Genomic DNA, 26,077 nt, shown 5'->3' with positions numbered 1-26,077 from the left:
CTATGCCTTCTATGTCAATTCTTATTATTTATAGAGAGGCTCACGCAGCACTCCCCCGGCCGCGGATCCGAGCGGGCCCGGTCCGGGTCCCGGCCGAGCCCTTCCAGCAGCCCTCTGCACAGGGCCAGGTTCATCGAGCAGACCAGCAGCGGGTGCTCCTCGGCCAGGACGTGGAACGGGCAGTTGCGCAGCCGCAGGCGGCCGTCCTCCTCGTAGGGCTCGTAACCGCGCCGCCGCAGCAGGTCGCCGAGGTCACCGGGGTCACCGGGCCCGCCGGCCGCGTCCGGCCCGCCGGCCGCGTCCGGCCCGCCGGCCGCGTCCGGCCCGCCGGTCGCCTCCTCCCGGCCGCGCGGCGGGTCCTGGCCGCCCGGCCCCGGCTCGCCCCGCCCGCCCGCGAGCCTGCGCCCCGCCCGCCGGGCGGCCTCCTCGGCCCGCTCGTCCCCGCCGAGCAGGTCCACCGCCTCGGCCAACACCAGGGCGAGCGTGCGGTAGTCGCGGGACGGGACGCTCACCTGCCACTCCCCCGGCGCCCGGCGGTAGACCTTGGCCGGCCGGCCGCTCCCCGGACCGGTCCGCTCCCCCAGCCGCTTGAACCCGGGCTCCAGCAACCCGGCCTCGACCAGCTTGTCCAGGTGGAACGCGGCGAGTGTGCGCTGCACCCCCACCGCCTCGGCCGCCTCGTTGCGCCCCACCTCACGGCCCTGGGCGACCACGTACTCGTAGACCGCCCGCCGTACGGGATCGTTCAGGACCGCCACCGCGCTCAGATCGTCGCCGTTCACGGCCGGAGTCTAGTCCGCCCGGCCGCCGCCCCATCGACCCGCTCCGCCCGGTCCGCCCGGTCCGTCCCGGGCGGGCGACAGGTGGCGCGCAGGCCGGTGGTCGGGCCCGGCGCGGGTCGGCGGTCGGGTCGGCGGTCGGGTCGGCGGCGGCTCAGTAGGCGGCGAGCACGTCCACGACGAAGACGAGGGTGTCGGAGGGCTTGACCAGAGGCGGCAGCCCCTGCCGGTAACCGAGGGCCGGGGGCACGACCATCGCGACACGGCTGCCGGCCGGGACGCCGGTCAGGGCGCGGTCCCAGCCGGGGATGACGGCGCCCTTGCCGATCCGGAAGGCCTTGGGCCGCCCGGTCCGCCAGGTGGAGTCCAGCGCGGCGCCCGACCCCCAGACCCTGCCCTCGTACTGGACGACGAGAAGCTGGCCCGCCTGGGTCTTCGCCCCCCTGCCCCGGACGAGCACCTCGGTCTCCAGACCGGCGGGGGGACGGCCGTCCGGCAGGGTGAGGGCCGGCCGCTCCCCGGGACCGCCGGTGATCTTCACTCCGGCGAGCCGCCCCGAACCGCCGGACCCCTGCGCGGCGGCGCCCGCCGGGAAGGCGCCGAGCACGTCGATCACGTAGAACAGCGTCTCCCCGGCGCTCATCCCGCCGGGCGGATTGGGCCCGTAACCCTCCTCCGGCGGGATCGCGGCGACGACCCGGCTGCCGACCCGGTGGCCCTGGAGCGCCTTGCCCACGCCGGTGACCGCCCCGTTCAGCGGGAAGGAGGCGGGCACCCCCTGGTCGAAGCTGGAGGCCAGCAGGCGGTTGTCCCGGCCGTCCCACACGTGCGCGGTGTAGTGGGCGACGACGAGGTCGCCCGGCTCCACCACGGCGCCGGTCCCGGCCATCTGCTCGCGGACCCTCAGGTCCTCCGGAGGACCGTCGGCGGGGAAGCCGATCTCCGGCTCGGCGCCGAAGTCGCCGCCGACCGTGATGTCCGGGCCCGCCTGCCCGCCCGCGGTGCAGCCGCAGGCCAGCGCGAGCGAGAGCACGACGAGCAGGGCCCGAGGACGCATCCGGCTCCCCCTGGATCGGTGGATGCGCCCACCCTAACCCGCTATTGGGGGAGATGTCAGTAACATGCGGCGGGCCCGGCCGCATGGGTGCGCGACCGGGCCCGCCCCTGCCCTGCCGGCCGCGACGCCCCCCCGGGGAGGGCGTCGCGGCCGGACGGGCCTGCGTCTAGTAGGCGCCGACGATGTCCACCAGGAAGACCAGGGTGTCGGTGCCCTTGATGCCCGCCTGCGGGTTGCCCTGCTCGCCGTAGCCGAGGTCCGGCGGGATGCTGACCAGCACACGGCTGCCGACGGTCTGGCCGACCAGCGTCTGGTCCCAGCCCTTGACGACCTGGCCGACGCCGATCGGGAAGGTCGCCGGCTCGCCCCGGCCCCAGCTGCTGTCGAACTCCTTGTCGGTGCCCCAGATCTTGCCGATGTAGTGGGCCATGAGCTTCTGGCCGGACTTCACCTCGGGGCCGGTGCCCTTGATGACGACCTTGGAGACCAGCTCCTTGGGCGCCTTCTCACCGGTCTTCGTGGTCAGCGTGGGCGTCTTGCCGGCGCCCGGGTTCGTCACCTTGACCCCCTTGACGCCGGGGTCCGTGGCCTTGCCGTCCACCGTGACGGGCTTCGGCGCCGGCGGCTCCACACCCACCATGTCCAGCACCAGCACCTGGGTCACCTCGGCCTGGCCCTGCTGCTTGGCCTGCTCCAGCTGCTGCGGAGACAGGCTGTCGGGAGCCACCACGGCGACGTGGCGGCCGCCCGGCTTGGCCCCGACGAACGCCTCCTTCAGGACCGACGGCAGCTGGTCGCTGACCGGGATGGTCTCCGGGGAGCCCGTGTCATAGGTGGACATGGCCGCGGCGTTGGTCTTGCCGTCCCACGTGTAGACCGTGTAGTTGACGATGACGTTGTCACCGACCTTGAACTCCGCGCCGGAGCCGTCCTTGACGGTCTCCTCGACGGACTTCTTCGCGGGCGCGCCCGCCGGGAAGGTCACCGTCGGCTTCTTGCCGACGTCGCCCGTCACCTTGATGCCGCTGCCGGCGGCGGGCTTGGTGCCGCTCTGATCGGTGCCGCAGGCTGCGGCGAACAACAGAGGCACTGCGGCCAGTACGGCCAGGCTGCGGCGGCGCATTCGATATCCCTCAAGCAGACGTCAGGTTCGCGCCACACTATCCGACTGCCGCATACGGCAGGGATAAGCGTGAAACGTTCATCCCGGGGAACACGCGCCACCCGCCCGCGGCGGGCCGCTCACCGCCCTTCCGCGGCGGGCGCCGGACCGCCCGGCCGCTCCCGCCGTACCCGGGCGGCGGACCGCCCGCCGCCCGGGTGCGGCGTCACATGCCCGCGATCAGCTTGTCCACCCGCTCGTCCACGCTGCGGAACGGGTCCTTGCACAGCACGGTCCGCTGCGCCTGGTCGTTGAGCTTCAGGTGCACCCAGTCGACGGTGAAGTCGCGCCGCTTCTCCTGCGCCCGCCGGATGAACTCGCCGCGCAGCTTCGCCCGGGTGGTCTGCGGCGGCACCGACTTGGCCTCGAAGATCTTCAGGTCGGAGGCCACCCGCTCCACCGCCCCGCGCTTCTGCAGCAGGTAGAACAGCCCCCGGCGGCGGTGGACGTCGTGGTAGGCCAGGTCGAGCTGGGCGACCCTCGGGCTGGAGAGCGGCAGGTCGTACTTGGCGCGGTAGCGCTCGATCAGCTGGTATTTGGTCACCCAGTCGATCTCCCGCGCGACCAGGTCCAGGTTGCCCGTCTCGACGGCGTTGAGCGTGCGCTCCCAGAGCTCCAGCACCCGGTGGCTGATCTCGTCGCCGCCGCGCCGGTCCACGAAGTCGCGGGCCTTGGCCAGGTATTCCTGCTGGATCTCCAGCGAGGACGCCTCCCGGCCGTTGGCCAGGCGCACCCGCCGGCGGCCGGTCATGTCGTGGGACACCTCGCGGATGGCCCGGATCGGGTTCTCCAGCGACAGGTCGCGCATCACCGTGCCCGCCTCGATCATGCGCAGCACCAGGTCGGTCGCGCCGACCTTGAGCAGCATGGTCGTCTCGCTCATGTTCGAGTCGCCGACGATGACGTGCAGGCGGCGGAAGCGCTCGGCGTCGGCGTGCGGCTCGTCGCGGGTGTTGATGATCGGCCGCGACCGGGTGGTCGCCGAGGACACGCCCTCCCAGATGTGCTCGGCCCGCTGGGAGACGCAGTAGACCGCGCCGCGCGGCGTCTGCAGCACCTTGCCGGCGCCGCAGATGATCTGCCGGGTGACCAGGAAGGGGATCAGCACGTCGGCCAGGCGGCCGAACTCGCCGTGCCGTCCGACCAGGTAGTTCTCGTGGCAGCCGTAGGAGTTGCCGGCCGAGTCGGTGTTGTTCTTGAACAGGTAGATGTCTCCGGCGATGCCCTCCTCCCGGAGCCGCTTCTCGGCGTCCAGGAGCAGGCCCTCGAGGATGCGCTCGCCCGCCTTGTCGTGCGTCACCAGCTCGATGACGTTGTCGCACTCGGGGGTGGCGTATTCCGGGTGGCTGCCGACGTCCAGGTAGAGGCGCGCGCCGTTGCGGAGGAAGACGTTGCTCGACCGGCCCCACGAGACGACCCGGCGGAAGAGGTAGCGGGCGACCTCGTCGGGTGACAGCCGCCGCTGCCCCCGGAACGTGCAGGTGACACCGTATTCGTTCTCAAGCCCGAAGATGCGGCGGTCCATCGTTCTCCTAGCGAGGGGACTGTCGGGTTCACCCGGCAGGGGGGTCACTTCCCTGTTGTGGTCCTTGTGTTCGAAACGGTCAGGGCTTGGCCGTCGCCTGCCTCGGCAGAGGGAAGCGAGAAGCCGCTCCGGCAAGGAGCGGAGGGTCGCTTCCTCACACTATTCGCCAGGCACCTCGAGCGGGAAGGATCCGTCGGGGTTTTCGGTCGGGGGGCTTATGCCCCCCGGCCCGGGGGCGTAAGCGGACTCAGGGCGTGTAGATTTCCTGGAACTTAACGATCTTGCCCTTGTAGACGGTGATGAGTCCGGGCATCCTGCTCTTCTTGGCGTTGGCCAGCAGCGCCTTGCGGGAGCAGCGCTTGACGCCCAGGCCGGTCTTCGGGCTCACGGTCGTGCCGGTCCTGGCCTTGCCGCAGCCGAAGGCGCTCAGATAGACGACGTCCCCGGCGACCGGTGAGGCGTAGGCGGTGACGTCGCCCTCCGGCGGGCCCACGAAGTAGCCCTCGGCGTACTTGGCCCTCTTCCACTTGATCGGTTCGTACTCGACGTGGCGGGAGCCGACGTAGGTGATCCAGCCGCGCAGGACGCCGTCCCTGCGGGGACTGATGCGCTTGGTGAAGTCGTGGCCGGGGTCGCGCTGGAACGAGGTGCCGAAGATCTTGGGGTTCGGGAAGTCCGGGACCGCCGCCGCCTCCGCCGCGGTCGTTCCGGCCAGGGCGAGGGCGAACACCGCGGAGGCCGCTGCAAGAGATCGCTTCATGCCCGTTACGACGGCGCCTCCCGGTGATCGGTTGGGCGAGGGGCCGGTGATCCGCGTCACACCCCAGGCGAGGGGTACGGCGGGCCCGCCGTACCCCTCACCTGAGAGGGGTCAGCCGCCGGAGCCGGTGTCGATGTCGCCCTCGGGGCCGGTCGCCGGACCGTCCGCCGGGCCGGCGCCGCTCTCCGGGGCCGAGACGGCCCCGGGCGCGGACTCCGACTCCGCGGGCGGAGCCTGCGCGGCACGCCCCGCCGCCGCCTCGGCGAGCAGCGTCTCGAGCCGGGAGCCGACGAGCCGCTGGAACTTGCGGTGCTCGCGGTTGCGGTCGAGCACCGCCACCTCCAGCTGCCCCACCGGCGGACGCTCGCCGCCCGGCTCGGTCAGCGCGGCCAGCGCCGCCTCCAGCGCCTGCGCGAGCGTCATGCCCTCCCGGTAGTGCTCCTTGAGCCGGGTGGTCACCGCCTCCGCCTGGCCGCCCATCACGGCCATGCCGTGCTCGTCGAAGACCGAGCCGTCGAAGGTCAGCCGGTAGATCGCGTCGGTCTCCGGGGTGTCGCCGACCTCGGCGACCACCACCTCCACCTCGAACGACTTGATCGACTCGGTGAAGATCTGCCCGAGGTTCTGCGCGTACAGGTTGGCCAGCCCGCGCGCGGTCACGTCCGAGCGGTCGTAGGTGTAGCCGTTGATGTCGGCGTAGCGGATGCCGCCCAGCCGCAGCGCCTCGAACTCGTTGTAGCGGCCGACCGCGGCGAACCCGATCCGGTCGTAGATCTCACTGATCTTGTGCAGCGCCCGGGAGGGGTTGGGGGCGACGAACAGGATGCCGTGCTCGTACTGGAGCACGACCACACTGCGGCCGCGCGCGATGCCCTTGCGCGCGTAGTCCGCCTTGTCCCGCATGATCTGCTCAGGGGACGCATATCCAAAGGGCATGGACACCGTGGTGCTCTTCCTCTCGTGTCAGCGCGGCTCGTGTCAGCGCAGCGGGGCGACGGGACCGTCGGGGTTGGTCATGCGGCCGGCCACGGTCGCCTGGACGTACTCGGCGACCTCGTCGTCGGGCAGCCTGCGGAACCCGTCGGCGGTGATCGTGGCGACCACCGGCCAGATCCTGCGGGTCACGTCGGGCCCGCCGGTCGCCGAGTCGTCGTCGGCCGCGTCGTAGAGCGACTGGATGAGCGCCATCACGGTGTCCTCGGGAGAGGCCCCCTCCCGGTAGAGCTTCTTCAGCGAGCCCCGCGCGAAGATCGAACCGGAGCCGATCGCGTGGTGGTGGAACTGCTCGTACGGCCCGCCGCCCACGTCGTAGCTGAAGATCCGGCCGCCGTCGATGTCGGGGTCGTAGGCCGCGAACAGCGGCACCACCACCAGGCCCTGCATCGCCATCGCCAGGTTGCCCCGGATCATCGTGGCGAGCCGGTTGGCCTTGCCCGCCACCGAGAGCGTCCGGCCCTCCATCTTCTCGTAGTGCTCCAGCTCCACCCGGTAGAGGCGGGCCATCTCGATGCCGGTGCTCGCCGCCCCGGCGATGCCCATGCACGAGTGGTCGTCGGTCCGGAAGACCTTCTCGATCTCCCGCTGGGCGATGATGTTGCCGGAGGTGGCCCGGCGGTCCCCGGCCATCACCACGCCTCCGGCGCAGGTGGCCGCGACGATCGTGGTCGCGTGCGCGATCTGGTCGCCGACCGGCGCCGCCAGGTTGTCGTTGCGGCCGGGCAGCAGCTCCGGCGCGTAGGACCCGACGAACTCGGTGAACGAGGAGTTGCCGGTGTTCGTGAAGATGTGGTTCACCATGCCGGCGGGCAGGTCCCTGTGCGATGCCACGCGACTCCCTCCAAAACTTCCGTACATGTTCGAGCGACGCCGGAGGGCAAGGCCGACAGCCCTCCGGTGTGCTCGCCTAACGCCTGACCCTACTCACCCATCCGTCCCCCATGCACTCCCCTCGATCAGCTCAGCGCGAACCCGGTCCGCCCGGGTTCTCGAATCCCCGCACCCCGCACCCGCCGCGCGGCCCGCCGATATCGTGGCCGCGCGGGGAATCATCGGAGCGGACTCACCCGGGGGAGCCCATGGCGCCTGACACCGACGTCACCGGCATCGGCGAGATCACCGTCGTCCCGCACACCCACTGGGACCGCGAGTGGTACCTGCCCTTCCAGCGCTTCCGCGCCGGGCTGGTCCGCACGCTCGACCGGGTCCTCGACGCCCTGGCCGCCGACCCCGCCCACCGCTTCACCATGGACGGCCAGCTCGCCGCGCTGGAGGACTACCTGGAGGTGCGGCCCGAGCGCAGGCCGCTGGTCGAGGCCCTCGTCACCGGGGGCCGCCTCGCAGCCGGCCCGTGGCTCGTCCTCGCCGACGAGTTCCTGTGCGCGGGCGAGACCCTCATCCGCAACCTCGAGTACGGCGTGCGCGGCGCCGAGGCGCTCGGCGGCGCGATGCGCGTCGGCTATCTTCCCGACCAGTTCGGCCACTGCGCCCAGATGCCGCAGATCCTCCGGCTGGCCGGGTTCGAGCACGCCTGCCTCTGGCGCGGTGTGCCCGCCCGCGTCGACCGCGCCGCCTTCGCGTGGACCGGCGCGGACGGCACCACGGTCCGGACCCAGTACCTCCCCGGCGGGTACGGCAACGCCGCCCACCTGCTCAGCGGCCCCGCCGAGGCGCTGGCCGACCGGCTGGCCGCCCTCGCCGAGACGCTGCGCCCCTGGCACCCGGACGGCCCCGTGCTGGCCATGTACGGCAACGACCACACCACCCCCGACCCGGGAGTCACCGCGGCCGGGCTGCGCCTGGCCACCCTCGGCGAGTACCTCGCCGCCCGCGGCCCGTCCGTCGACGGCCTGCCCGTCGTGGAGGGCGAGCTGCGCTCCCACGCCCGCGCCCACCTCCTGCCCGGCGTCGTCTCCGCCCGCGTCCCCGTCAAGCGGGCCATGGCACGCGCCGAACGCGTCCTCATCCGCTACGCCGAACCGCTGGCCGCCCTCTGGCCGCCCGGCGGGATCGGAGGCGGCACCGGCACCGCCGTCGGCGCCGCCGGTGTCCACGGCGGTTCCGGCGTCCACGGTGCTTCCGGGGCCACCGGCCGGGACGGCGCTTCCGGCACCGGCCACCCGGACGGCGGCGGATCCGCCGTGCGGCTGCTCCTCGACGCGGCCTGGCGCCGCCTCATCGCCTGCAGCGGACACGACTCCGTCACCGGCTGCGGATCCGACGAGACCGCCCAGCAGGTCGCCGCCCGCATCGCCGAGGCCGAGCAGACCGCCCAGGCCGTCGTCGACCTGGTCAGCGCCTCCCTCGCCGACCGGGCCGGCCGCGACCGGCTCGTCGTCGTCAACCCCTCCCCCTTCACCCGGACCGGCCCGGTCCTGGCGGACCTCCCCGAGGCCCGCGCCCGCCTGCTCGGCCCCGGCGGGGAGCCGGTGCCGCTGCAGCGGCTCGAGCTCGCCCCCACCCTGCTCGACGAGACCGTCGTGGACGACCTCACCCGGCTCCTCGGCCGGATCCACGACCGCGAGGCGTCCGGCCAGGAGATCGTCTCCTGGAGCGCCGAGGAGGACCTGTTCACGGTCGTCGTCGGCCGCCACGGCTCCCCGGGGTACGACTACGCCGGCCTGCGCCGCGCCGTCCTCGACGGCGCGGCCGCCCGCCCCGGCCCCTGGCGCGTGCGGACCCTCGCCGAACCCGTCGTCACCGTCGCCGCCCTCGTCACCGTCCCGCCCCTCGGCCGCACCGTCCTGACCGCGGCGCCCGTCACCGGACCCGCCGCGGAGCCCGGACCCACCATGGCGCCCGGACCCGCCGCAGCGTCCGCCACGGCTCCCTCCACCCCGGCACCCCCGGCCGCGGAACCCTCCGCCCCGGCTCCCTCCGCCCCCGAAACGCCGGACCGGGCCGCCGCGTCCCGCCCCTCCGCCCCGGACGGCCCCCGCTGGAGCCGCCCCGCCGAGGGCGTGCTCGACAACGGACTGCTCCGCGTCGCCGTCGCCCCCGACGGCACCCTCTCCCTCGCCTCCCGCGACGCGCAGGCCCACGGCGTCGGCCGCATCGTCGACGGCGGCGACGCCGGGGACACCTACGACCACGCGCCGCCCCGCCGCGACCTCCTGGTCGACACCCCCGTCTCCGTCGAGGTCGAGAGCGTCTGCGCCGGGCCGCTGGTGTCGGTGCTGGAGATCCGGCGCGCCTACCGCTGGCCCGTCGAGTCCTGGGAGCACGGCCGCTCCGAGGACACCGAGCCCGTCACGGTCACCACCCGCGCCGAGCTCCGCGCCGGCGAGCCGTACCTGCGGCTGGAGACCTCCTTCGACAACCGCGCCCGCGACCACCGCGTCCGCTGGCACGCCCCGCTCCCCCGGCCCGCCGTCGCGTCCTTCGCCGAGGGGCAGCTGGCCGTCGTCCGGCGCGGCCTGACCGCCGAGGGCGGCTGCGGCGAGCACCCCCTGCCCACCTTCCCCGCCGAGGGCTTCGTCGCCGCGGGCGGCCTCGCCGTCCTGCTCGACCAGGTCACCGAGTACGAGCTGACCGGTGGAGAGCTCGCCCTGACCCTGCTCCGCTCCGTCGGCCACCTGTCACGCGACCGCAACGCCCACCGCGAACGGCCCGCCGGCCCCCAGCTGCCCACTCCCGCCGCCCAGTGCCCCGGCCCTGCCACGATGCGCTTCGCCGTGCTCCCGCACGCGGGCACCTGGGACGAGGCGGACCTGCCGCGCCTGGCCGAGGAGTATCGCCACGACCTGCTGGCCGTACCGGGCTCGGGACGCGACGTCTGCGCCTCTCCGGCGGCCGAGCCCACGGCGGACACCGGCGGGCGGCTCTCCGTCGAAGGCCGGGGCGTGGTGCTGACCGCGCTGCGCGAACGCGGCGGCGCGCTGGAGGTCCGCCTGGTCGCCGAGCACCCCGCCGCCACCGAGGCCGTGATCCGCGGCTCCTTCACCGCCGCCCGCCGCGCCGACCTGCTCGGCACGGCGGGCGAGCAGCTGGAGATCACCGGCGGCGCCGTACGGCTACCGCTGCGCCCCTTCGAGATCGCGACCGTTCATCTGATCGGCTGACGGTGCCGGACAGCCGCTGCCGCCGCCTCGTCCCCGGCGGCGGCGATGCCGCGGTCTCCCCGTCCGCGGCCTCTCCCCAGGTCTGCCCGAGTGGTGGATTCGCGCATTTCTTATTACTGACCGCCCTTCTGCACGTAACTGCGCACGAACTCCTCCGCGTTCTCTTCGAGGACCTCGTCGATCTCGTCCAGGATCGAGTCGACATCGTCCGAGAGCTTCTCGTTGCGCTCCTGGACGTCGGAGGTCGAGGAGGCCTCGACCTCCTCCGCCTCACGGTCGGTCCGGCCGGTCTGCTTCTGGCCGCCGGTGTCCTTGCTAGCCATCTGTGGCACCTCCGCCTGGGGGACGTCTGCACTTCGTATCTTCCCCGAACCGGCGGACATTTCGCGCGGATCAGCCCGCGATCTTTGCCCGCCGCCCCGGTCGTACCCGCCAGACAACCTCCCCCTCCACCTCCGGGGCAAATCCATCACTTGACTGGATAGTTGAGCTACCCAATAATTGGGTAGCTCAACTATCCAATCAAGGAGACCCTTCGCATGTCGCCGTCGTCCCTGAGCACCGCCGGAGTGCTGCTCATCACCGTTCCCGCCGTGGCCTTCGGCGGTCTCTCACTGCTCGCGCACATCATGCGCGACATCCCCGGCTACCTCGACAATCCGGTCCGGCGCGGCCTGTGGCGGGCGGGCCACGCCCACGCGGGCGTCCTGGTGCTCTTCGCCCTGGTCGCCCTGCTCTACATCGACCAGGCCGACCTGCCCGAGAGCATGAAGAGCCTGACGCGGGCCCTGATCGTGGCCGCGCCGATCCTGATGCCCCTCGGCTTCTTCCTCTCGGTGGTGCGCCCCTCGGACACCAGGCCCAACAAGCTCATCTGGCTGGTGGCGCTCGGCGGGATCTCCCTGGGAGCCGGGACCCTCAGCCTCGGAATCGGTCTCGTCTGAGGCCCTTTACGGCGTAGATCCATACCTTTTCGGGGTAATCGATCACTTTTGGAGCGGTCCAATTAGGCCTTCACCTCCGATCCCTGGGATCATTGCCTCGTGAGCACCATCGTCGCCGGCCGGTACCAGCTCGTCGCCCCCGTGGGACAGGGGGCGACAGGCGTCGTGTGGCGGGCCTACGACCTGCTGCTGGAGAGGGACGTCGCACTCAAGGAGATCGCCCTGCCTCCGGGACCCGGCGCGGCCGAGCGGCGGCGCCGGGTGGTCAAGGAGGCCCGGATGGCCGCCCGCCTGAGCCACCGGGGCATCGTGACGGTGCACAACCTGGCCGAGGAGGCCGAGCGGCTCTGGATCGTCATGGAGTTCCTGGAGGCGCTGACCCTGCACGACACCGTGGTGCAGGCGGGCCCGCTCCCCGCGGAGCTCGTGGCGAAGATGGGGCGGCGGTTGCTGGAGGCGCTGCGGCACGCGCACGACGGCGGGGTGGTCCACCGGGACATCAAGCCCGCCAACATCATGCTGACCGGCGACCGGGTGGTGCTGGCGGACTTCGGTTTCGCGGGCTTCGAGAGCACCGCGACGACCTCGATGCGCGGCACTCCGGCGTTCATCGCGCCGGAGACCCTGCAGGGCAGGGGCGGCACGCGCGAGGCGGACATGTGGTCGTTCGGCGCGACGCTGTACATGGCCGTGGAGGGCAGGACGCCGTTCCGCACGGTGGACTCCATGGCCGCGCTGATGGCGGCCCTGCAGGAGCCGCCGCGCGCGCCGAAGCGGGCGGGAGCCCTGGAGCCGGTGCTGCGGGGCCTGCTCCGCAAGGACCCGGCGGCCCGGCTGACGTCCGAGCAGACCTACGCGATGCTGGTGAACCTGCGCCGCCACAGCGCGGCCTGAGCCGTCCCGGTCACCCCGGAAATGCTTTTCCGGTCAGCACCGAAATCGAGAAAAGGCATAAATGGCGTTCCATGACACGCATGCAACTTAATCGTTATATGCGGTATATGCCGTCACCCGGTCGTGCACCGTTCCAGATGAAAGCATCAATGCACGGAGGGGCCCGGTTTCTACGTGCAGCAGGTGGTCCATGGGAACGGGAAAGCGGCGACCGCTGGGGGATCGCTATCAACTGATCTCGCCGACCGGGCGGGACGGTCCGGGGATCATCTGGCGCGCCCACGACCTGCGGCTCCGCCGCGACGTGGCGATCAAGGAGATTCAGCCGCTGTTCCGCGCGGACGGCGCGGACCTGGACGGCGCACGGCGGCGGGCGATGCGCGAGGCCCGGTCGGCCGCTCGGCTGAGCCACCCGGCGGTGGTCGCGGTGCACGACCTGCTGGAGGAGGGCGGGCGGCTCTGGATCGTGATGGAGCTGCTGGAGGCGCTGACCCTGAAGGAGACGGTGGCCCACCTGGGCCATCTGCCCGTGCACTGGACGGCGTGGATCGGTTTCCAGCTGCTGGGAGGGCTGCGGCACGCGCACGGGGTGGGGGTGCTGCACCGCGACATCAATCCCGGGAACATCCTGCTGACGGGTGACCGGGTGGTGCTGTCGGACTTCGGCATCGCGGCGCTGAACGGGGATCCGAGCGCGTCGACCACGGTGCCGCTGCACTGCGCGCCGGCCTACGTCGCGCCCGAGCGCCTCCGCGGCCTCACCGCGAGCCCCGCGGCCGACCTGTGGTCGTTCGGCGCGAGCCTGTACTTCGCGGTGGAGGGCCGCCCGCCGTACTCCGGCTCGGATTCCCTGGCGGTGCTGGGCGAGGCCGTCAACCGCGATCCCGATCCGCCGGTGAAGGCGGGCCCGCTCCGCAGGGTGCTGGAAGGGCTGCTCCGGCGGGACCCCTCCGACCGGATCACCGCCGACCACGCCGCGCGCCTGCTCTCGGCGATCCTCCGGATGGAGGGGGTGGCGGTGGATCCGCCCCGTCTCCCGGCCGCGCGGCTGCCTCCCGACTCCTTCGCGAGGTGACCGGGGCGGGGCCGCTCCCCGGGTCAGCCGGCCCGCCGGGCGGTCCTCGGATCAGCCGACCCGGCGGGCGGCCGCGCGGTCCCCGGGCCGGGCGCACTCCGCGGCGAACCGCGCGGCCAGGTGGGGGTGGCCCGCCCAGTGCAGGTGCAGGTAGGAGGCGGTGACCCGGCCGTCGGCGAACCCGTCGGCCCCTCCCCGCCAGCGGAACAGCGGGCGGTCCGGGGCGGGCTCGACGGCGGTGCGGTGGAACTCGTGCCCCCGGTAGCGCTCGCCCTCCCTGGTCAGCACCGAGTCGCGGACGGCGACCGCGTCGCGGTAGCCGAGGGTGAGCCTGCCGGTCATCCCCGCCTCGGCGCCGACGACCCCGCACATGGGCCTGCCGTCCAGCGACCGCGCGAGGTAGAGCAGGCCCGCGCACTCGGCGGCGATCGGCCCGCCGAACGCGGCGATCCGCCGGCGGAGCGGCTCGTTGGCGGACAGCTCGTCGGCGTAGACCTCGGGGAAGCCTCCGCCGATGACGACGCCCCGGCTGCCCTCGGGCAGGTCCTCGTCGGTGAGCGGATCGAACACGGCGAGCTCGGCTCCGGCCGCGGCCAGCAGTTCGGCCTGCTCGGTGTATCCGAAGGTGAAGGCCCTGCCCCCGGCGACGGCGATCCGGATGCCGTCCGGCGCGTGCGGCACGCCCCGCAGGTCCGGCACCCCTCGCACGGCGGTGGACGCACCGGGGCCCGCGGGGGGCGCGCCGGCCCGTGCGGCGGACGAGCCGGCGGGTGCGGCGGTGCGCACCGCGAGGTCCGGGTTCCAGGGGCCGCCGGGCAGCGGCGGGGCGGTGCGCGCGAGCCGTACGAGTGCGTCCAGGTCGCAGGAACCCGCGACGAGCGCCTCGGCGGCGTCCATCGCCCCGGCCGCCCCGGAACCGTGCTCGGCCGCGGTGACCAGGCCGAGGTGGCGGGAGGGCACGGCGACGGCGTCGCTGCGGCGGATCGCGCCGAGGACCGGGACGCCGCTCTCGGTGAGGGCCTCGCGCAGCAGGTTCTCGTGCCGCTGCGAGCCGACCCGGTTGAGGATCACCCCGCCGAACCTGAGCCGGGTGTCGTAGGAGGCGAAGCCGTGCACCAGCGCGGCCACGGACCGGCTCTGCCGGGCCGCGTCGACGACGAGGACGACCGGGGCGTCCAGCAGGCGCGCGACGTGCGCGGTGGAGGCGAACTCACCGGACCCCGCGCCGTCGTAGAGGCCCATCACCCCCTCGATCACCGCGATGCCGGACCCGGCGGCGCCGTGCAGGAACAGCGGCACGACGAGTTCCTCCCCGACCAGCCACGGGTCGAGGTTGCGGCCGGGCCGGCCGGTGGCCAGGGCGTGGTAGCCGGGGTCGATGTAGTCGGGTCCGACCTTGTGCGGGGAGACCGCCAGGCCGCGGCGGGCCAGCGCGGCCATGAGGCCGGTGGCGACGGTGGTCTTCCCGGCCCCGGAGGCGGGGGCGGCGATCACCAGCCTGGGCGCGGGAACGCTCATGCCCGCCCCGCCCCGGTACGGCCGGCCACCCGGGCCGTGGTCACCATTCGATGCCCTTCTGCCCCTTCTGCCCCGCGTCCATGGGGTGTTTGACCTTGCCCATCTCGGTGACGAGGTCGGCGGCCGCGACCAGGCGCGGGTCGGCGTCGCGGCCGGTGATCACGACGTGCTGGCTGCCGGGGCGGCCCGCCAGGGCGGCCAGTACGTCCTCGACGTCGATCCAGCCCCACTTGATCGGATAGGTGAACTCGTCCAGCACGTAGAGGCGGAAGGTCTCCGCGGCCAGGTCGCGTTTGATCTGCTCCCAGCCCTCGCGGGCGTCGGCGGCGTGGTCGGCCTCGCTGCCGGGGCGCTGGATCCAGGACCAGCCCTCGCCCATCTTGTGCCAGGCGACCGGCCCGCCCTCGCCCGAGTCGCCGAGGACCCGCAGCGCCCGCTCCTCGCCGATGCGCCACTTGGCGGACTTGACGAACTGGAACACCCCGATCGGCCAGCCCTGGTTCCAGGCGCGCAGGGCCAGGCCGAAGGCCGCGGTGGACTTGCCCTTGCCCGGGCCGGTGTGCACGATCAGCAGCGGCCGGGTGCGGCGCTGCCGGGTGGTCAGGCCGTCGTCGGGCACGCTGGCAGGTCTGCCCTGTGGCATGTCACGCCTTTCTGCAGGTCGACTTCTATGCGGTCATGTCCGGAGGCCGTGTCCGCGACCGTCCGCGGCCGCCTCTGGACGCCTCTCTGGACGCCTCTGGACGCCTGTGGCCGTCTGCGGCTCGCGGCCGGGCTCAGGCGGCGGTCCGCCGCCTGCGGACCAGGTCGGTGAGGTCGGCCAGGTCGTCCAGGCGGACGGTCTCGGCGCCCATCCTGGCGGCCAGCGACCGGGCCAGACCGAGCCGGACGTATCCGTCCTCGCAGTCCACCACCACCGCGGCCGTCCCCGCCAGCAGCGCCGCCGCGCGATGGGCCTGCTCCAGCGTGCCGGAGGTGGCCCGGCCGTCGGTCACCAGGATCAGCAGCGGCCGCCTGGCCGGGTCGCGGAGCCGTTCGACGCGGAGCACCTCGGCCGCCCGGACGAGCCCGGCGGCCAGCGGGGTCCGCCCGCCGGTGGGGAGCTCGCGCAGCCGGGCGGCGCCCGCCTCGACGGAGGAGGTGGGCGGCAGGACGAGGTCGGCGCGGGTGCCCCGGAAGGTGATCAGGCCGACCTTGTCGCGGCGCTGGTAGGCGTCGAGCAGCAGGCCGAGCACGACCGCCTTGACCGCCTGCATCCGGCGGCGGGCGGCCATGGATCCGCTGGCGTCGACGGCGAACAGCACCAGGTTGCCCTCGCGGCCCTCCCGTACGGCCTCGCGCAGGTCGCCGCGGCGCACCAGCAGGCCCGGACCGGTCCTGCCGCGCTCCCGCTGGTACGGCGCGGCGGCCAGGACGGTCGCCGGCAGGTGGAGGGAGGCGGGGCGCCCCCCGGGGACCCGGGCGCCGGTGGTCCGCCCGAGGGGCGTCCTGGCCCGCGACCGGCGTCCCGGTGCTCCGGCTCCGACGCCGGGCACGGTGAACAGCCGGGCCCGGCGGACCTGGCCGGCCTCGGCCACCTGCTCCCGCGCCGCGTCCCCGCTCCCCGCGCCGGAGGAGGACCCGGCCGCCGGGCCGGGATCCGCCGTACCGGACTGCGGCGCGCCGGGCCCGCCGGGCGGCGGGGCACCGCCGGGCCCGCCGGGCGGGTCCGCGGACGCGCCGCCGGACGGTGCTCCGTCCGCGCCGGGGTCGGAGGCCTGGCTCCCGTCCGGCCCGCCGGAGGGTCCGGAGCCGTCCGGGCCGCCGGAATCCCGGCCGCCCCCTCCTGCGCCGCCGCCGCCGTCGTCGTCCGGCCCGCCGTCCGGCCCTCCACCCGGCCCGTCGCCGGGTCCGTCGTCGGAGACGGCGTCGAGGAGGTCGTCGAGCCTGGACTCGTCCAGGCCGGGCGCGTCGAAGGGGTCGCGGCGGCGGCGGTGCGGGAGGGCGAGCCGGGCGGCCTCGCGGACGTCGGCCGCGGTGACCTCGGTACGGCCCTGCCAGGCGGCGTGCGCGATGGCGGCGCTCGCCGTGACGAGGTCGGCGCGGAGGCCGTCCACCTCGAAACCCGCGCAGACGGCGGCGATCCGCCGCAGCGCGGAGTCCGGCAGCGCCACCCGGGCCACCCTGGCCCGTGCCTCGGCGATCCGGGCGGCCAGGTCCGCCTCCCTCCCTGCCCAGGCCGCGGCGAAGGCCTCCGGGTCCGCTTCGTAGGCCAGGCGGCGGCGCACCACCTCGGCCCGCTCGTCCACCTCCCGCGACGCCCTGACCTCGACGGTGAGGCCGAACCGGTCGAGCAGCTGCGGGCGCAGCTCGCCCTCCTCGGGGTTCATCGTCCCCACCAGCAGGAAGCGGGCGGCGTGCCGTACCGACACGCCCTCGCGCTCGACGTAGCAGGTGCCGAGCGCGGCCGCGTCGAGGAGCAGGTCGACCAGGTGGTCGTGGAGCAGGTTGACCTCGTCGACGTAGAGCACGCCGCGGTGGGCGGCGGCCAGCAGGCCGGGCTCGAAGGCCTTCACACCCTCGGTGAGGGCGCGTTCGAGGTCGAGGGAGCCGGCGAGGCGGTCCTCGGCGGCGCCGACGGGCAGCTCCACCAGGCGGGCGGGGCGGGAGGCCGCCTCACCGGACTCCGGTCCGGGCGGCCCGTGGGGGCCGTCGGGGCAGCGGGGGTCGGGGGCGGCGGGGTCGCAGGAGAAGCGGCAGCCGCGCACGACCTCGACGGGCGGCAGCAGCGCGGCCAGCGCCCGCACGATCGTGGACTTGGCGGTGCCCTTCTCCCCCCGGACCAGCACGCCGCCGACGCGCGGGGAGACGGCGTTGAGGACCAGGGCGAGTTTGAGGTCCTCCAGGCCCACGATCGCGGTGAAGGGGTAGTGCGAGTCGCGCACCGTCGGCATCTCCTCGGGGTGGGTTACGCGGGGCGAGCTCCGCGGGTTCGGCGGTCTCGGCCTCGGCGGGCGTCATGTCCCGCCGACGGCCGTGGTCCCGGTCGGCGTGGAGCGGGCCGGGCCCGGCCCGCAGGCCGGCGCGGCCCCCGCTCGTCGAGTGGTTCGTCCTCCGGGGACGCGGCCCGTGCCGTCGCCGGTGTCGAGGCGTGGCGGAATCCGGCTCACGGGCACCTCCTTCAGGGATTGCGCGTCCCTTTTCGTAGGTCGGTGGCGGCCGGGTGATCTGGCTTCCGTCCCCGCAGGGCCGGTTACAGTGGCGCGACCGCACCGGAATCTCACCGGATTTCCCCCGCGCCGCCACAAAACATCCGGAACGTATCCCGGGGCCGTCGCTCCCGTCAATTTCGGACGATCACGCCCCTCACCGGGCGGAACGGATCTGCGCGGCGGCCGCGCCCGCGTCCGGGCACGCGGAACCGCGCCGGGGCCTTGCGGTCCCGGCGCGGTCGCGTGCGGTCGTCCTCCGGCTCCGGGTCCTCACTTCTCGCCGGTGAGGGCGGTGACCAGTTCGGCGGCGGTGCGGCAGCGGTCGAACAGCTCGCCCACGTGGGCCTTGGTGCCGCGCAGCGGCTCCAGGGTCGGGACGCGCTGCAGGGACTCGCGGCCGGGGATGTCGAAGATGACCGAGTCCCAGGAGGCGGCGGCGACCGCCTCGCTGTACTGGCTCAGGCAGCGGCCGCGGAAGTAGGCGCGGGTGTCGCTGGGCGGCACCTCGACGGCGCGCTGCACCTCCTCCTCGGTCACCAGGCGCTGCATCCGGCCCCGGGCGACCAGGCGGTTGTACAGGCCCCGGTCGGGGCGGATGTCGGAGTACTGCAGGTCGACGAGCTGCAGGCGCGGGTGCGACCACGGCAGCCCGTCGCGGGTCCGGTAGCCTTCCAGGAGCTCCAGCTTGGCGACCCAGTCGAGCTCCCCCGACAGCTGCATCGGGTCCTCGGCCAGGCGGGTCAGCACGGACTCCCAGCGGTCCAGGACGTCCTTGGTGGGCTCGTCCATGCCGTTGCCGCTGCGGGTCTCGGCGTACTTCCTGGCCAGTTCGAGGTATTCCATCTGGAGCTGGACGGCCGTCAGCCTCCGGCCGTCGCGCATCTTGATCTCGTACTTCAGCGTGGGGTCGTGGGAGACCGCGCGCAGCGCCTGGACGGGGTTCTCCACGGCGAGGTCACGGGTGAAGTAGCCGTCCTCGATCATGGCGAGGACCAGTGCGGTGGAGCCCAGCTTCAGGTAGGTGGAGATCTCCGACATGTTGGCGTCGCCGATGATGACGTGCAGGCGCCGGTACTTCTCCGGGTCGGCGTGCGGCTCGTCGCGGGTGTTGATGATCGGCCGCTTGAGCGTGGTCTCCAGGCCGACCTCGACCTCGAAGAAGTCGGCCCGCTGGCTGATCTGGAAGCCCTCCCCGCGCGAGTCCTGGCCGATGCCGACGCGGCCGGCGCCGGTGACCACCTGCCGGGAGACGAAGAAGGGCGTCAGGTGCCTGACGATGTCGGCGAACGGCGTGGCCCGCCGCATCAGGTAGTTCTCGTGGCAGCCGTAGGAGGCGCCCTTGTTGTCGGTGTTGTTCTTGTAGAGCTGGATCGGCGCGTTGGTCGGGATCGCCGAGGCGCGCAGGGCGGCGTCGTGCATGACCCGCTCCCCCGCCTTGTCCCAGAGCACCGCGGCCCGGGGGTTGGTGCACTCCGGCGTGGAGTATTCGGGATGGGCGTGGTCGACGTACAGCCGCGCTCCGTTGGTGAGGATCACGTTGGCCAGCCCGAGGTCCTCGTCGGTGAGCTGGCTCGCGTCGGCCACCTCCCTGGCGAGGTCGAAGCCCCGCGCGTCGCGCAGGGGGTTCTCCTCCTCGAAGTCCCACCGCGCCCGCCGTGCCCGGGCCGCCGAGGCGGCCAGATAGGCGTTGACGACCTGGGAGGAGGTCACCATCGCGTTGGCCCCCGGCTGTCCGGGCACGGAGATGCCGTACTCGGTCTCGATGCCCATCACCCGCCGTACCGTCATGCGCACCCTCTGTTCATCCGGGGCTGTCTTGTCCGCCGTATATATCCCCGAGCCTAGACCCTTCACTATGCCCAGCGCTTGGACAGTTATGGCACCGAGGCCTTCCGGTCCAGCGGCGGCACCTCCGGCGAGGGCTCGGCGGGGACCGGGACGGGGTCGGCGGCACGGCGCCGCCGGCGTGCCTTCACGAACTCCTGGACGGGCCGCTCGGCCGCCCGGTAGACCGCGTAGGAGAACGCCATCGTGGCCAGGACCGTGATCAGGGCGGTCAGCCAGGGCGGCAGCGTGTCGCGCAGCGCGGGGACGATCAGGACGGCCCCCGCGGTGTGGAACAGGTAGACCGGGTAGGTGATCGCGCCCAGGACGACCAGGCCGCGCCAGCGCAGCCACCCCAGCCAGCCCAGGGCCACCATGGCCATGAGCGCGTAGAAGGCGACCACGGTGGCGACGATCGCCCAGTCGGGCACGGGCATCGCGGCGTAGCCGACCAGTTCGATGCGCCCGTGCACCCGGTCCAGCGCCGCGCTGACCGCCAGGCCGGCACTGATGCCGGCCGTGCACCACAGGACGAGGCGGGGGCCGTACCGGGTCATGAGGTAGAAGGACATGCCGCCGACGAAGTAGGCCGCGTACTTGGGCATCACCAGCAGGTCCACCCAGTGGTTCTCACTCCCGGCGAAGTATCCGGCCGCCAGCAGCCAGACGCCCATGAAGAGCAGGCAGCGGCCCAGCGTCGCCCCGAAGACCACCAGCACGGAGATGAGCAGGTAGAAGCGGAGCTCGACCCAGAGCGACCAGTAGACGCCGGTGGCGTCCTGGACCTCGAACAGGCGCTGGAGCATGGTCAGGTTCGTCAGGTACTCGCCCGGGCTCAGCTTGGGGTCCAGCGCCTTGGCGGCGGTCAGGCCGTACAGTGCGGCGGTGACGCCGACGCTGATCCAGTAGGCCGGGTAGAGCCGCACGAACCGGGAGAGCGCGAACGCGCCGAGTCCGCGGCCCCAGATGCTCATCAGGATGACGAACCCGCTGATCATGAAGAACAGCTCGACGCCCAGGATGCCGAGCCCGGAGACCGTGGAGACCGCCGGGAAGAGCTCGGCCGGCGTCTCCCCCCACACCGAGCGGAACGCGATGAAGTAGTGGAAGGCCAGCACCGCCAGGGCGGCGAGGAAACGCAGGAGGTCCAGCTCGGCGAGGCGGCCGCTTCCCCGTGCCGCTTCGCGGGACCCCGCTCCGGTCAACGGACGACCGGTCCGGAATGTTCACACACGCCCCTTGGACGGTAGATCGATCCTTTGGGTTCCCTGGGGCGGGTTTTTACTTATGTGACGATTGCGAGAAGACGGACTCCGGCGGGCGGCCGGACGCGGAACGGCGCGGCCCCGGGTGGGGGACCGCGCCGTCTGCGGGTGCCGGTTAGAGGTACTGACCGGTGTTGGCCACCGTGTCGATGGACCGGCCGGCCTCGGTGCCCTGCTTGCCGGAGACCAGGGTGCGGATGTAGACGATCCGCTCGCCCTTCTTTCCGGAGATGCGGGCCCAGTCGTCGGGGTTGGTGGTGTTGGGCAGGTCCTCGTTCTCGGAGAACTCGTCCACGCAGGCGGCCAGCAGGTGGCTGATCCGCAGGCCCTTCTGACCGGAGTCGAGGAACTGCTTGATCGCCATCTTCTTGGCCCGGTCGACGATGTTCTGGATCATCGCACCGGAGTTGAAGTCCTTGAAGTACAGGACCTCCTTGTCACCGTTGGCGTAGGTGACCTCCAGGAAGCGGTTCTCCTCGCTCTCGGTGTACATCCGCTCGACCACCCGCTGGATCATGCCCGCGATGGTGCTCTCCCGGCTGCCGCCGTGCTCGGTGAGGTCCTCGGGGTGGAGCGGGAGCTCCGCCGTGAGGTACTTCGAGAAGATGTCCTTGGCCGCCTCGGCGTCCGGCCGCTCGATCTTGATCTTGACGTCCAGGCGGCCGGGCCGCAGGATCGCCGGGTCGATCATGTCCTCGCGGTTGGAGGCGCCGATGACGATGACGTTCTCCAGGCCCTCGACTCCGTCGATCTCGGAGAGGAGCTGGGGGACGATCGTGTTCTCGACGTCGGAGGAGACGCCCGAGCCGCGGGTCCGGAAGATCGAGTCCATCTCGTCGAAGAACACGATCACCGGGGTGCCCTCGGAGGCCTTCTCGCGGGCCCGCTGGAAGACCAGGCGGATGTGCCGCTCGGTCTCGCCGACGTACTTGTTGAGAAGCTCGGGACCCTTGATGTTGAGGAAGAAGCTCTTGCCGGACTGGCCGGTCTTCTCCGCCACCTGCTTGGCGAGGGAGTTGGCGACGGCCTTGGCGATGAGCGTCTTGCCGCAGCCGGGCGGGCCGTACAGCAGCACGCCCTTGGGCGGGCGGAGCTTGTGCTCGCGGAAGAGGTCGGCGTGCAGGTAGGGCAGCTCGATCGCGTCCCTGATCTGCTCGATCTGCCGCATGAGCCCGCCGATCTCCTCGTAGGAGATGTCGGGCACCTCCTCCAGGACGAGCTCCTCGACCTCGGACTTGGGGATGCGCTCGTAGACGTAGCCCGAGCGCGGCTCCAGCAGCAGGGAGTCGCCGGCCCGGATCGGCTGGTCGAGCAGCGACTCGGCCAGCTTCACCACCCGCTCCTCGTCGGCGTGCGAGATGACCAGCGCGCGCTGGCCGTCCTCCAGGAGCTCCTTGAGCATCACGATCTCGCCGATGTCCTCGAAGCCCAGGGCCTCGACGACGTTGAGCGCCTCGTTGAGCATGACCTCCTGGCCGCGCTTCAGCTGCTCGGCGTCCACCGCCGGGCTGACGTTCACGCGGAGCTTGCGCCCGCCGGTGAAGACCTCCACCGTGCCGTCGTCCCTGGCCTCCAGGAAGACGCCGAACCCGGACGGCGGCTGCGCCAGCCGGTCGACCTCCTCCTTGAGCGCGACGATCTGGTCCCTGGCTTCCTTGATGGTCGCGACCAGACGCTCGTTGTGGCCGGTGACGGCCGCTAGTTTCGCCTGTGCCTCGTGGAGATGCTCTTCGAGGACCCTGGCCTGCCGGGGAGACTCCGTCAACTTCCGACGCAGCGCGGTGATCTCCTCCTGCAGGAAGGCGACCTGTGTTGTGAGGTCGGCGACCTCCCGTTCGCGCTGCGCGGCTCGAGCCTCAGCGTCGTCGCGAGCTGCCACGCCGTCACCTCCTTCCCAGTCGAGACCGACTACTCAAGACCCTACCCATCTGGGGGCTGTCCGTTACCTGGCCGGGCGGTATTCGTATGACTACATTAAGTGCGCAGTGATTAATCCCTTATATCGCGTTTAGCACTGTCAGCATAAGAACACGGCGCTCTGTTCCCGTGTCATGCCCGACGTCCGTCGTGGCCTAATCGTCATGTGGCGGAGATCACGCCGAGAGCCGCGGAGGGCGGCGCGGCGGGGATCGCAGTGAGGGTCACGGCGTGGTCGTGGACTCCTCGCCATATGCCCCCTTCGCCGGACGCCTGCGCCGGGGTGGTGGTGTCACCCCGTCCGCCATGCGACGGGCCGTGACGAGGAAGCCGGTGTGGCCGACCATCCGGTGGTCGGGCCGTACGGCGAGCCCTTCGACGTGCCAGTCGCGAACCAGGGTCTCCCACGCATGGGGCTCGGTGAAACTTCCATGTTCCCGCAAAGTTTCGACCGTGCGGGAGAGCTGGGTGGTCGTCGCCACGTAGCAGCAGACGACGCCGCCCGGCGTGAGGGCCTTGGCGGCCGCGTCCACGCACTCCCACGGGGCGAGCATGTCCAGGATGACCCGGTCGACGTCGCTCTCGTCGAGCGAGCCCACGAAGTCGCCCACGACCAGGCGCCACTGGTCCATCGGCCCGCCGTAGAACTTCTCCACGTTCTTCGTGGCGACCTCGGCGAAGTCCTCGCGGCGCTCGTAGGAGGTGACCTTCCCCTCCGGGCCGACGGCGCGCAGCAGGAAGCAGGTCAGGGCGCCGGAGCCGACGCCCGCCTCGACCACCCGGGCGCCCGGGAAGACGTCGGCCATCGCGACGATCTGCGCGGAGTCCTTGGGGTAGATGACCGCCGCGCCGCGCGGCATGGAGAGCGTGTAGTCCGACAGCAGGTGGCGGAAGGCGAGGTACTGCGTGCCGCCGGAGGAGCGGACCACCGAGCCCTCGGGCTGCCCGATCAGGTCGCTGTGCGGGATGAACCCCTTGTGCGTGTGGAAGACCCCGTCCTCCTTCAGCGTCACCGTGTGGCGCTTGTTCTTGGGGTCGGTGAGCTGAACCTGATCCCCGGCCTGAAACGGCCCATGCCTGCGAAAACCCATGCCCGCAAGGGTATCGGCGCGCGGGCCGTGGCCGGTTCCGGTCCTTGGCCCGCCGGGCCCGCCGGCGGAACGGGTTGGCCCCCCTCCGCCGCCACCTGATAGCACTGGAGGGTGTTCACCCGAGACGTGATCCCCGCCGGGCCCGTCGTCCTGCGCGAGCTCGCCGGCTCCGACGTCGAGCCGATGGTCCGCGCCTGCGCCGACCCCGAGATCATACGGTTCATCCCCACCGTGCCCGTCCCGTACGGCAGGGGCGACGCCGTCCAGTACCTCGATCTGGCCGAGCGGCTCTGGGAGGCGGGCGGCGCCTCCTTCGCCGTCGCCGACCCCGCCACCGGCGAGTGGCTGGGCAACATCGGCCTCAAGGCGCTCGACCCGCGCGGCAACGGCGAGATCGGCTACCTGATCGCCCCCTGGGCCCGGGGCCGCGGCGTGGCCGCGGCCGCCACCAGGGCGCTGACCGAGTGGGCCTTCACCCGCGGGGTGGGCCGCATGGAGCTCCTGGCCGACGTGGAGAACCTGGCCAGCCAGCGGGTGGCGCTCGCCTCCGGGTTCCGGCGCGAGGGCGTCCAGCGCGCGGCCGAGCCCCGGCGCGACGGCACCCGCGGCGACCTGGTGTCGTTCGCCCGGTTGAGCACCGACTCCGGCGAGCGGACCTCCCCGTACCTGCCGCCCTTCCCCGGCGGGTCGCTGACCGACGGCACGGTACGGCTGACACCGCTGACCGCCGAGGACGCCGACGACTACCACGCGCTGCGGAACCTGCCCGACACCGTGGCGCGCAGCGTCCCGCCGGAGCCCCTCGACCCGGAGGAGAGCGAGGCGTTCTGCCGTGACGCGGGCATGCACTGGCTCGCGGGCACCCGGGTGGAGGCCGCGATCCGCGACGCCGCCGACGGCGCGTTCGCCGGGCACGTCCAGCTCGGCAACATCGTCCCGCCGCTGGGCCAGGCCATGGTCGGCTACAGCATGCTGCCGGAGTTCCGCGGCCGGGGGTTCGCCCCGCGCGCGGTGGAGCTGCTGGTCGGCTGGGCCTTCACGCACACCCCGGTGGCCCGCGTCGTGGCCGGCACCGCGCTGGACAACACCGCCTCGCAGCGGGTGCTGGAGAAGGCGGGCTTCGCGCGGGAGGCCCTGCTGCACGGGCTGCTGCCCGCCCCGGACGGCAGCCGCCACGACGACCTCCAGTGGTACCGGCTGCGCCCCCGGTAGTCCTCCGGCGGCCCGGGTGGCCCCCTCGCGACCACCGGGTTTCACCCACTCCCCTGGCGGCACCGGGGATTCGCCCGTCCCATTCACCCCATATGAGACATCGAGGGCTGGTCAAGCAGTGTTCTGGAGGTAATACTCCGAATCGCTACCCCGCCCGCCGCCTCGGCGCGGGCACCCGGCTCCACGAAGAGAGGGGAAAGGGATGAGCACCATCCAGCAGATCGGGCCGGCCTCCGGCTCCGTCCTTCCGGACGGCGGGTCCGGAGACCGCCTGCGCGGCCTGATCGAGACCTTCGCCGGACCCGGCGCCGACCACCTCGTCGAACAGGTGGTGGCGGCCGCCGCGGCGGTGTGCTCGGCCGGTTACGCCGGCCTGGTCGAGATCGGCCCGGTGGCGGAGAACGCCCGGCCGGTCCACATGCACGCGCCGCCCGGCGATCCGCTGGCGGTCCTGCGGTGGTTGCGCGACGGCACGGTGCTCACGACCCTGGCGGCCCGCTCCGACCCGCTGCTCCTGCCCCGGGAGGAGCGGACCGGCCAGCCCGGGTTCCTGGCCGTCCCGGTGCCCCTGGCCTCCCGCGGCCAGGCGTACCTGTGGGTGGCCGGGCGGCGCTTCGACCATCGGGACGAGGACCTGCTGGTCCGCTTCGCGACCGCCGCCGGGCGCGCACTGGAGGCGGCCCAGGGGTTCGAGGCCGCCACCCGGATGCTCCGTTCGGTGCACGCGTTCGCCCGGTTCCCCTCCGGCCGGGAGGCGGCGGCGCAGGCTCGCGTGCTGGAGGGCTGACCTCCGGCCGGGCGCCGCC

At 72.9% G+C, this 26,077-nt stretch carries 21 protein-coding genes and 1 riboswitch; of the genes, 6 read left to right on the top strand and 15 right to left on the bottom strand.

Annotated elements, in window-relative coordinates; genetic code table 11:
• Positions 1–14: 14 nt before the first annotated feature.
• From IEZ06_RS09495 to prcB, 7 genes are all read right to left on the bottom strand, one after another.
• Positions 15–782 (bottom strand): helix-turn-helix transcriptional regulator, encoded by a 768-nt coding sequence (locus IEZ06_RS09495; protein ID WP_189236302.1) that lies wholly within the window; start codon positions 780–782, stop codon positions 15–17.
• A 151-nt stretch (positions 783–933) separates the two neighbouring features.
• Entirely contained in the window at positions 934–1,836 is a 903-nt protein-coding gene (locus IEZ06_RS09490; protein ID WP_189236301.1) for an FKBP-type peptidyl-prolyl cis-trans isomerase, read from the bottom strand.
• 166 nt (positions 1,837–2,002) lie between these two features.
• Positions 2,003–2,959: an FKBP-type peptidyl-prolyl cis-trans isomerase gene (locus tag IEZ06_RS09485; RefSeq protein ID WP_189236300.1), complete on the bottom strand. Its 957-nt coding sequence runs from the start codon at positions 2,957–2,959 to the stop codon at positions 2,003–2,005.
• 205 nt (positions 2,960–3,164) lie between these two features.
• Complete coding sequence (pafA, locus tag IEZ06_RS09480; RefSeq protein WP_068899405.1) at positions 3,165–4,523, bottom strand: Pup--protein ligase; 1,359 nt, start codon at positions 4,521–4,523, stop codon at positions 3,165–3,167.
• Positions 4,524–4,770: 247 nt separating this feature from the next.
• On the bottom strand, positions 4,771–5,283 hold the full coding sequence (locus tag IEZ06_RS09475; protein WP_189236299.1) for a hypothetical protein: 513 nt from the start codon (positions 5,281–5,283) through the stop codon (positions 4,771–4,773).
• Positions 5,284–5,394: 111 nt separating this feature from the next.
• Positions 5,395–6,219 (bottom strand): proteasome subunit alpha, encoded by an 825-nt coding sequence (gene prcA, locus IEZ06_RS09470; RefSeq protein ID WP_084008611.1) that lies wholly within the window; start codon positions 6,217–6,219, stop codon positions 5,395–5,397.
• Between the two features lie 42 nt (positions 6,220–6,261).
• Positions 6,262–7,137 (bottom strand): proteasome subunit beta, encoded by an 876-nt coding sequence (prcB, locus tag IEZ06_RS09465; protein ID WP_373293827.1) that lies wholly within the window; start codon positions 7,135–7,137, stop codon positions 6,262–6,264.
• 221 nt (positions 7,138–7,358) lie between these two features.
• Here prcB and IEZ06_RS09460 point away from each other — a divergent pair, with 221 nt between their 5' ends.
• Complete coding sequence (locus IEZ06_RS09460; protein ID WP_229797904.1) at positions 7,359–10,340, top strand: glycoside hydrolase family 38 N-terminal domain-containing protein; 2,982 nt, start codon at positions 7,359–7,361, stop codon at positions 10,338–10,340.
• A gap of 113 nt (positions 10,341–10,453) precedes the next feature.
• On the opposite strand, the gene IEZ06_RS09455 is transcribed toward IEZ06_RS09460, so the two are convergent.
• Positions 10,454–10,663 carry a ubiquitin-like protein Pup gene (locus IEZ06_RS09455; RefSeq protein ID WP_189236298.1) on the bottom strand — a complete coding sequence of 70 codons (210 nt, stop codon included), beginning with the start codon at positions 10,661–10,663 and terminating at the stop codon, positions 10,454–10,456.
• A gap of 216 nt (positions 10,664–10,879) precedes the next feature.
• Between IEZ06_RS09455 and IEZ06_RS09450 the strand changes: the two genes are divergently transcribed.
• The 3 genes from IEZ06_RS09450 to IEZ06_RS09440 all read left to right on the top strand — a co-directional run bounded on the left by IEZ06_RS09450 (position 10,880) and on the right by IEZ06_RS09440 (position 13,253).
• Complete coding sequence (locus IEZ06_RS09450) at positions 10,880–11,284, top strand: hypothetical protein (protein WP_189236297.1); 405 nt, start codon at positions 10,880–10,882, stop codon at positions 11,282–11,284.
• A 99-nt stretch (positions 11,285–11,383) separates the two neighbouring features.
• Positions 11,384–12,178: a serine/threonine-protein kinase gene (locus IEZ06_RS09445; protein ID WP_068899398.1), complete on the top strand. Its 795-nt coding sequence runs from the start codon at positions 11,384–11,386 to the stop codon at positions 12,176–12,178.
• Between the two features lie 190 nt (positions 12,179–12,368).
• A complete protein-coding gene (locus tag IEZ06_RS09440; protein WP_189236296.1) occupies positions 12,369–13,253 on the top strand; it encodes a serine/threonine-protein kinase in 885 nt (294 codons plus the stop codon).
• Between the two features lie 51 nt (positions 13,254–13,304).
• Here IEZ06_RS09440 and IEZ06_RS09435 read toward each other — a convergent pair whose 3' ends face one another.
• From IEZ06_RS09435 to IEZ06_RS09405, 7 genes are all read right to left on the bottom strand, one after another.
• Positions 13,305–14,771, bottom strand: coding sequence for a cobyrinic acid a,c-diamide synthase CobB (locus tag IEZ06_RS09435; RefSeq protein ID WP_189236295.1), 1,467 nt, complete (start codon positions 14,769–14,771; stop codon positions 13,305–13,307).
• Positions 14,772–14,811: 40 nt separating this feature from the next.
• The gene (gene cobO / locus IEZ06_RS09430; RefSeq protein ID WP_189236294.1) at positions 14,812–15,414 is read right to left on the bottom strand and encodes a cob(I)yrinic acid a,c-diamide adenosyltransferase; all 603 of its coding nucleotides are present in this window, start codon (positions 15,412–15,414) and stop codon (positions 14,812–14,814) included.
• Between the two features lie 133 nt (positions 15,415–15,547).
• Complete coding sequence (locus tag IEZ06_RS09425; RefSeq protein WP_189236293.1) at positions 15,548–17,704, bottom strand: VWA domain-containing protein; 2,157 nt, start codon at positions 17,702–17,704, stop codon at positions 15,548–15,550.
• 246 nt (positions 17,705–17,950) lie between these two features.
• Positions 17,951–18,069, bottom strand: a riboswitch (cobalamin riboswitch).
• Positions 18,070–18,232: 163 nt separating this feature from the next.
• Entirely contained in the window at positions 18,233–19,750 is a 1,518-nt protein-coding gene (gene dop, locus IEZ06_RS09420; RefSeq protein WP_068899390.1) for a depupylase/deamidase Dop, read from the bottom strand.
• Positions 19,751–19,836: 86 nt separating this feature from the next.
• Entirely contained in the window at positions 19,837–20,991 is a 1,155-nt protein-coding gene (locus IEZ06_RS09415; RefSeq protein ID WP_189236292.1) for an acyltransferase family protein, read from the bottom strand.
• A 175-nt stretch (positions 20,992–21,166) separates the two neighbouring features.
• Entirely contained in the window at positions 21,167–22,930 is a 1,764-nt protein-coding gene (gene arc, locus IEZ06_RS09410) for a proteasome ATPase (protein ID WP_189236291.1), read from the bottom strand.
• A 262-nt stretch (positions 22,931–23,192) separates the two neighbouring features.
• Complete coding sequence (locus IEZ06_RS09405) at positions 23,193–24,059, bottom strand: tRNA (adenine-N1)-methyltransferase (RefSeq protein WP_189236290.1); 867 nt, start codon at positions 24,057–24,059, stop codon at positions 23,193–23,195.
• 111 nt (positions 24,060–24,170) lie between these two features.
• On the opposite strand from IEZ06_RS09405, the gene IEZ06_RS09400 reads away from it, so the two are divergent.
• Together IEZ06_RS09400 and IEZ06_RS09395 are read left to right on the top strand one after the other, a co-directional pair.
• Positions 24,171–25,271 carry a GNAT family N-acetyltransferase gene (locus tag IEZ06_RS09400; RefSeq protein ID WP_189236289.1) on the top strand — a complete coding sequence of 367 codons (1,101 nt, stop codon included), beginning with the start codon at positions 24,171–24,173 and terminating at the stop codon, positions 25,269–25,271.
• A gap of 202 nt (positions 25,272–25,473) precedes the next feature.
• Entirely contained in the window at positions 25,474–26,058 is a 585-nt protein-coding gene (locus IEZ06_RS09395) for a hypothetical protein (RefSeq protein WP_189236288.1), read from the top strand.
• Positions 26,059–26,077: the final 19 nt, after the last annotated feature.

The organism is Planomonospora antibiotica, assembly GCF_014647955.1.
GTDB classification, from domain to species: domain Bacteria; phylum Actinomycetota; class Actinomycetes; order Streptosporangiales; family Streptosporangiaceae; genus Planomonospora; species Planomonospora parontospora.
Note: the sequence above shows the minus strand (reverse complement) of the source record. Positions and strands in the feature narration are given on the sequence as shown.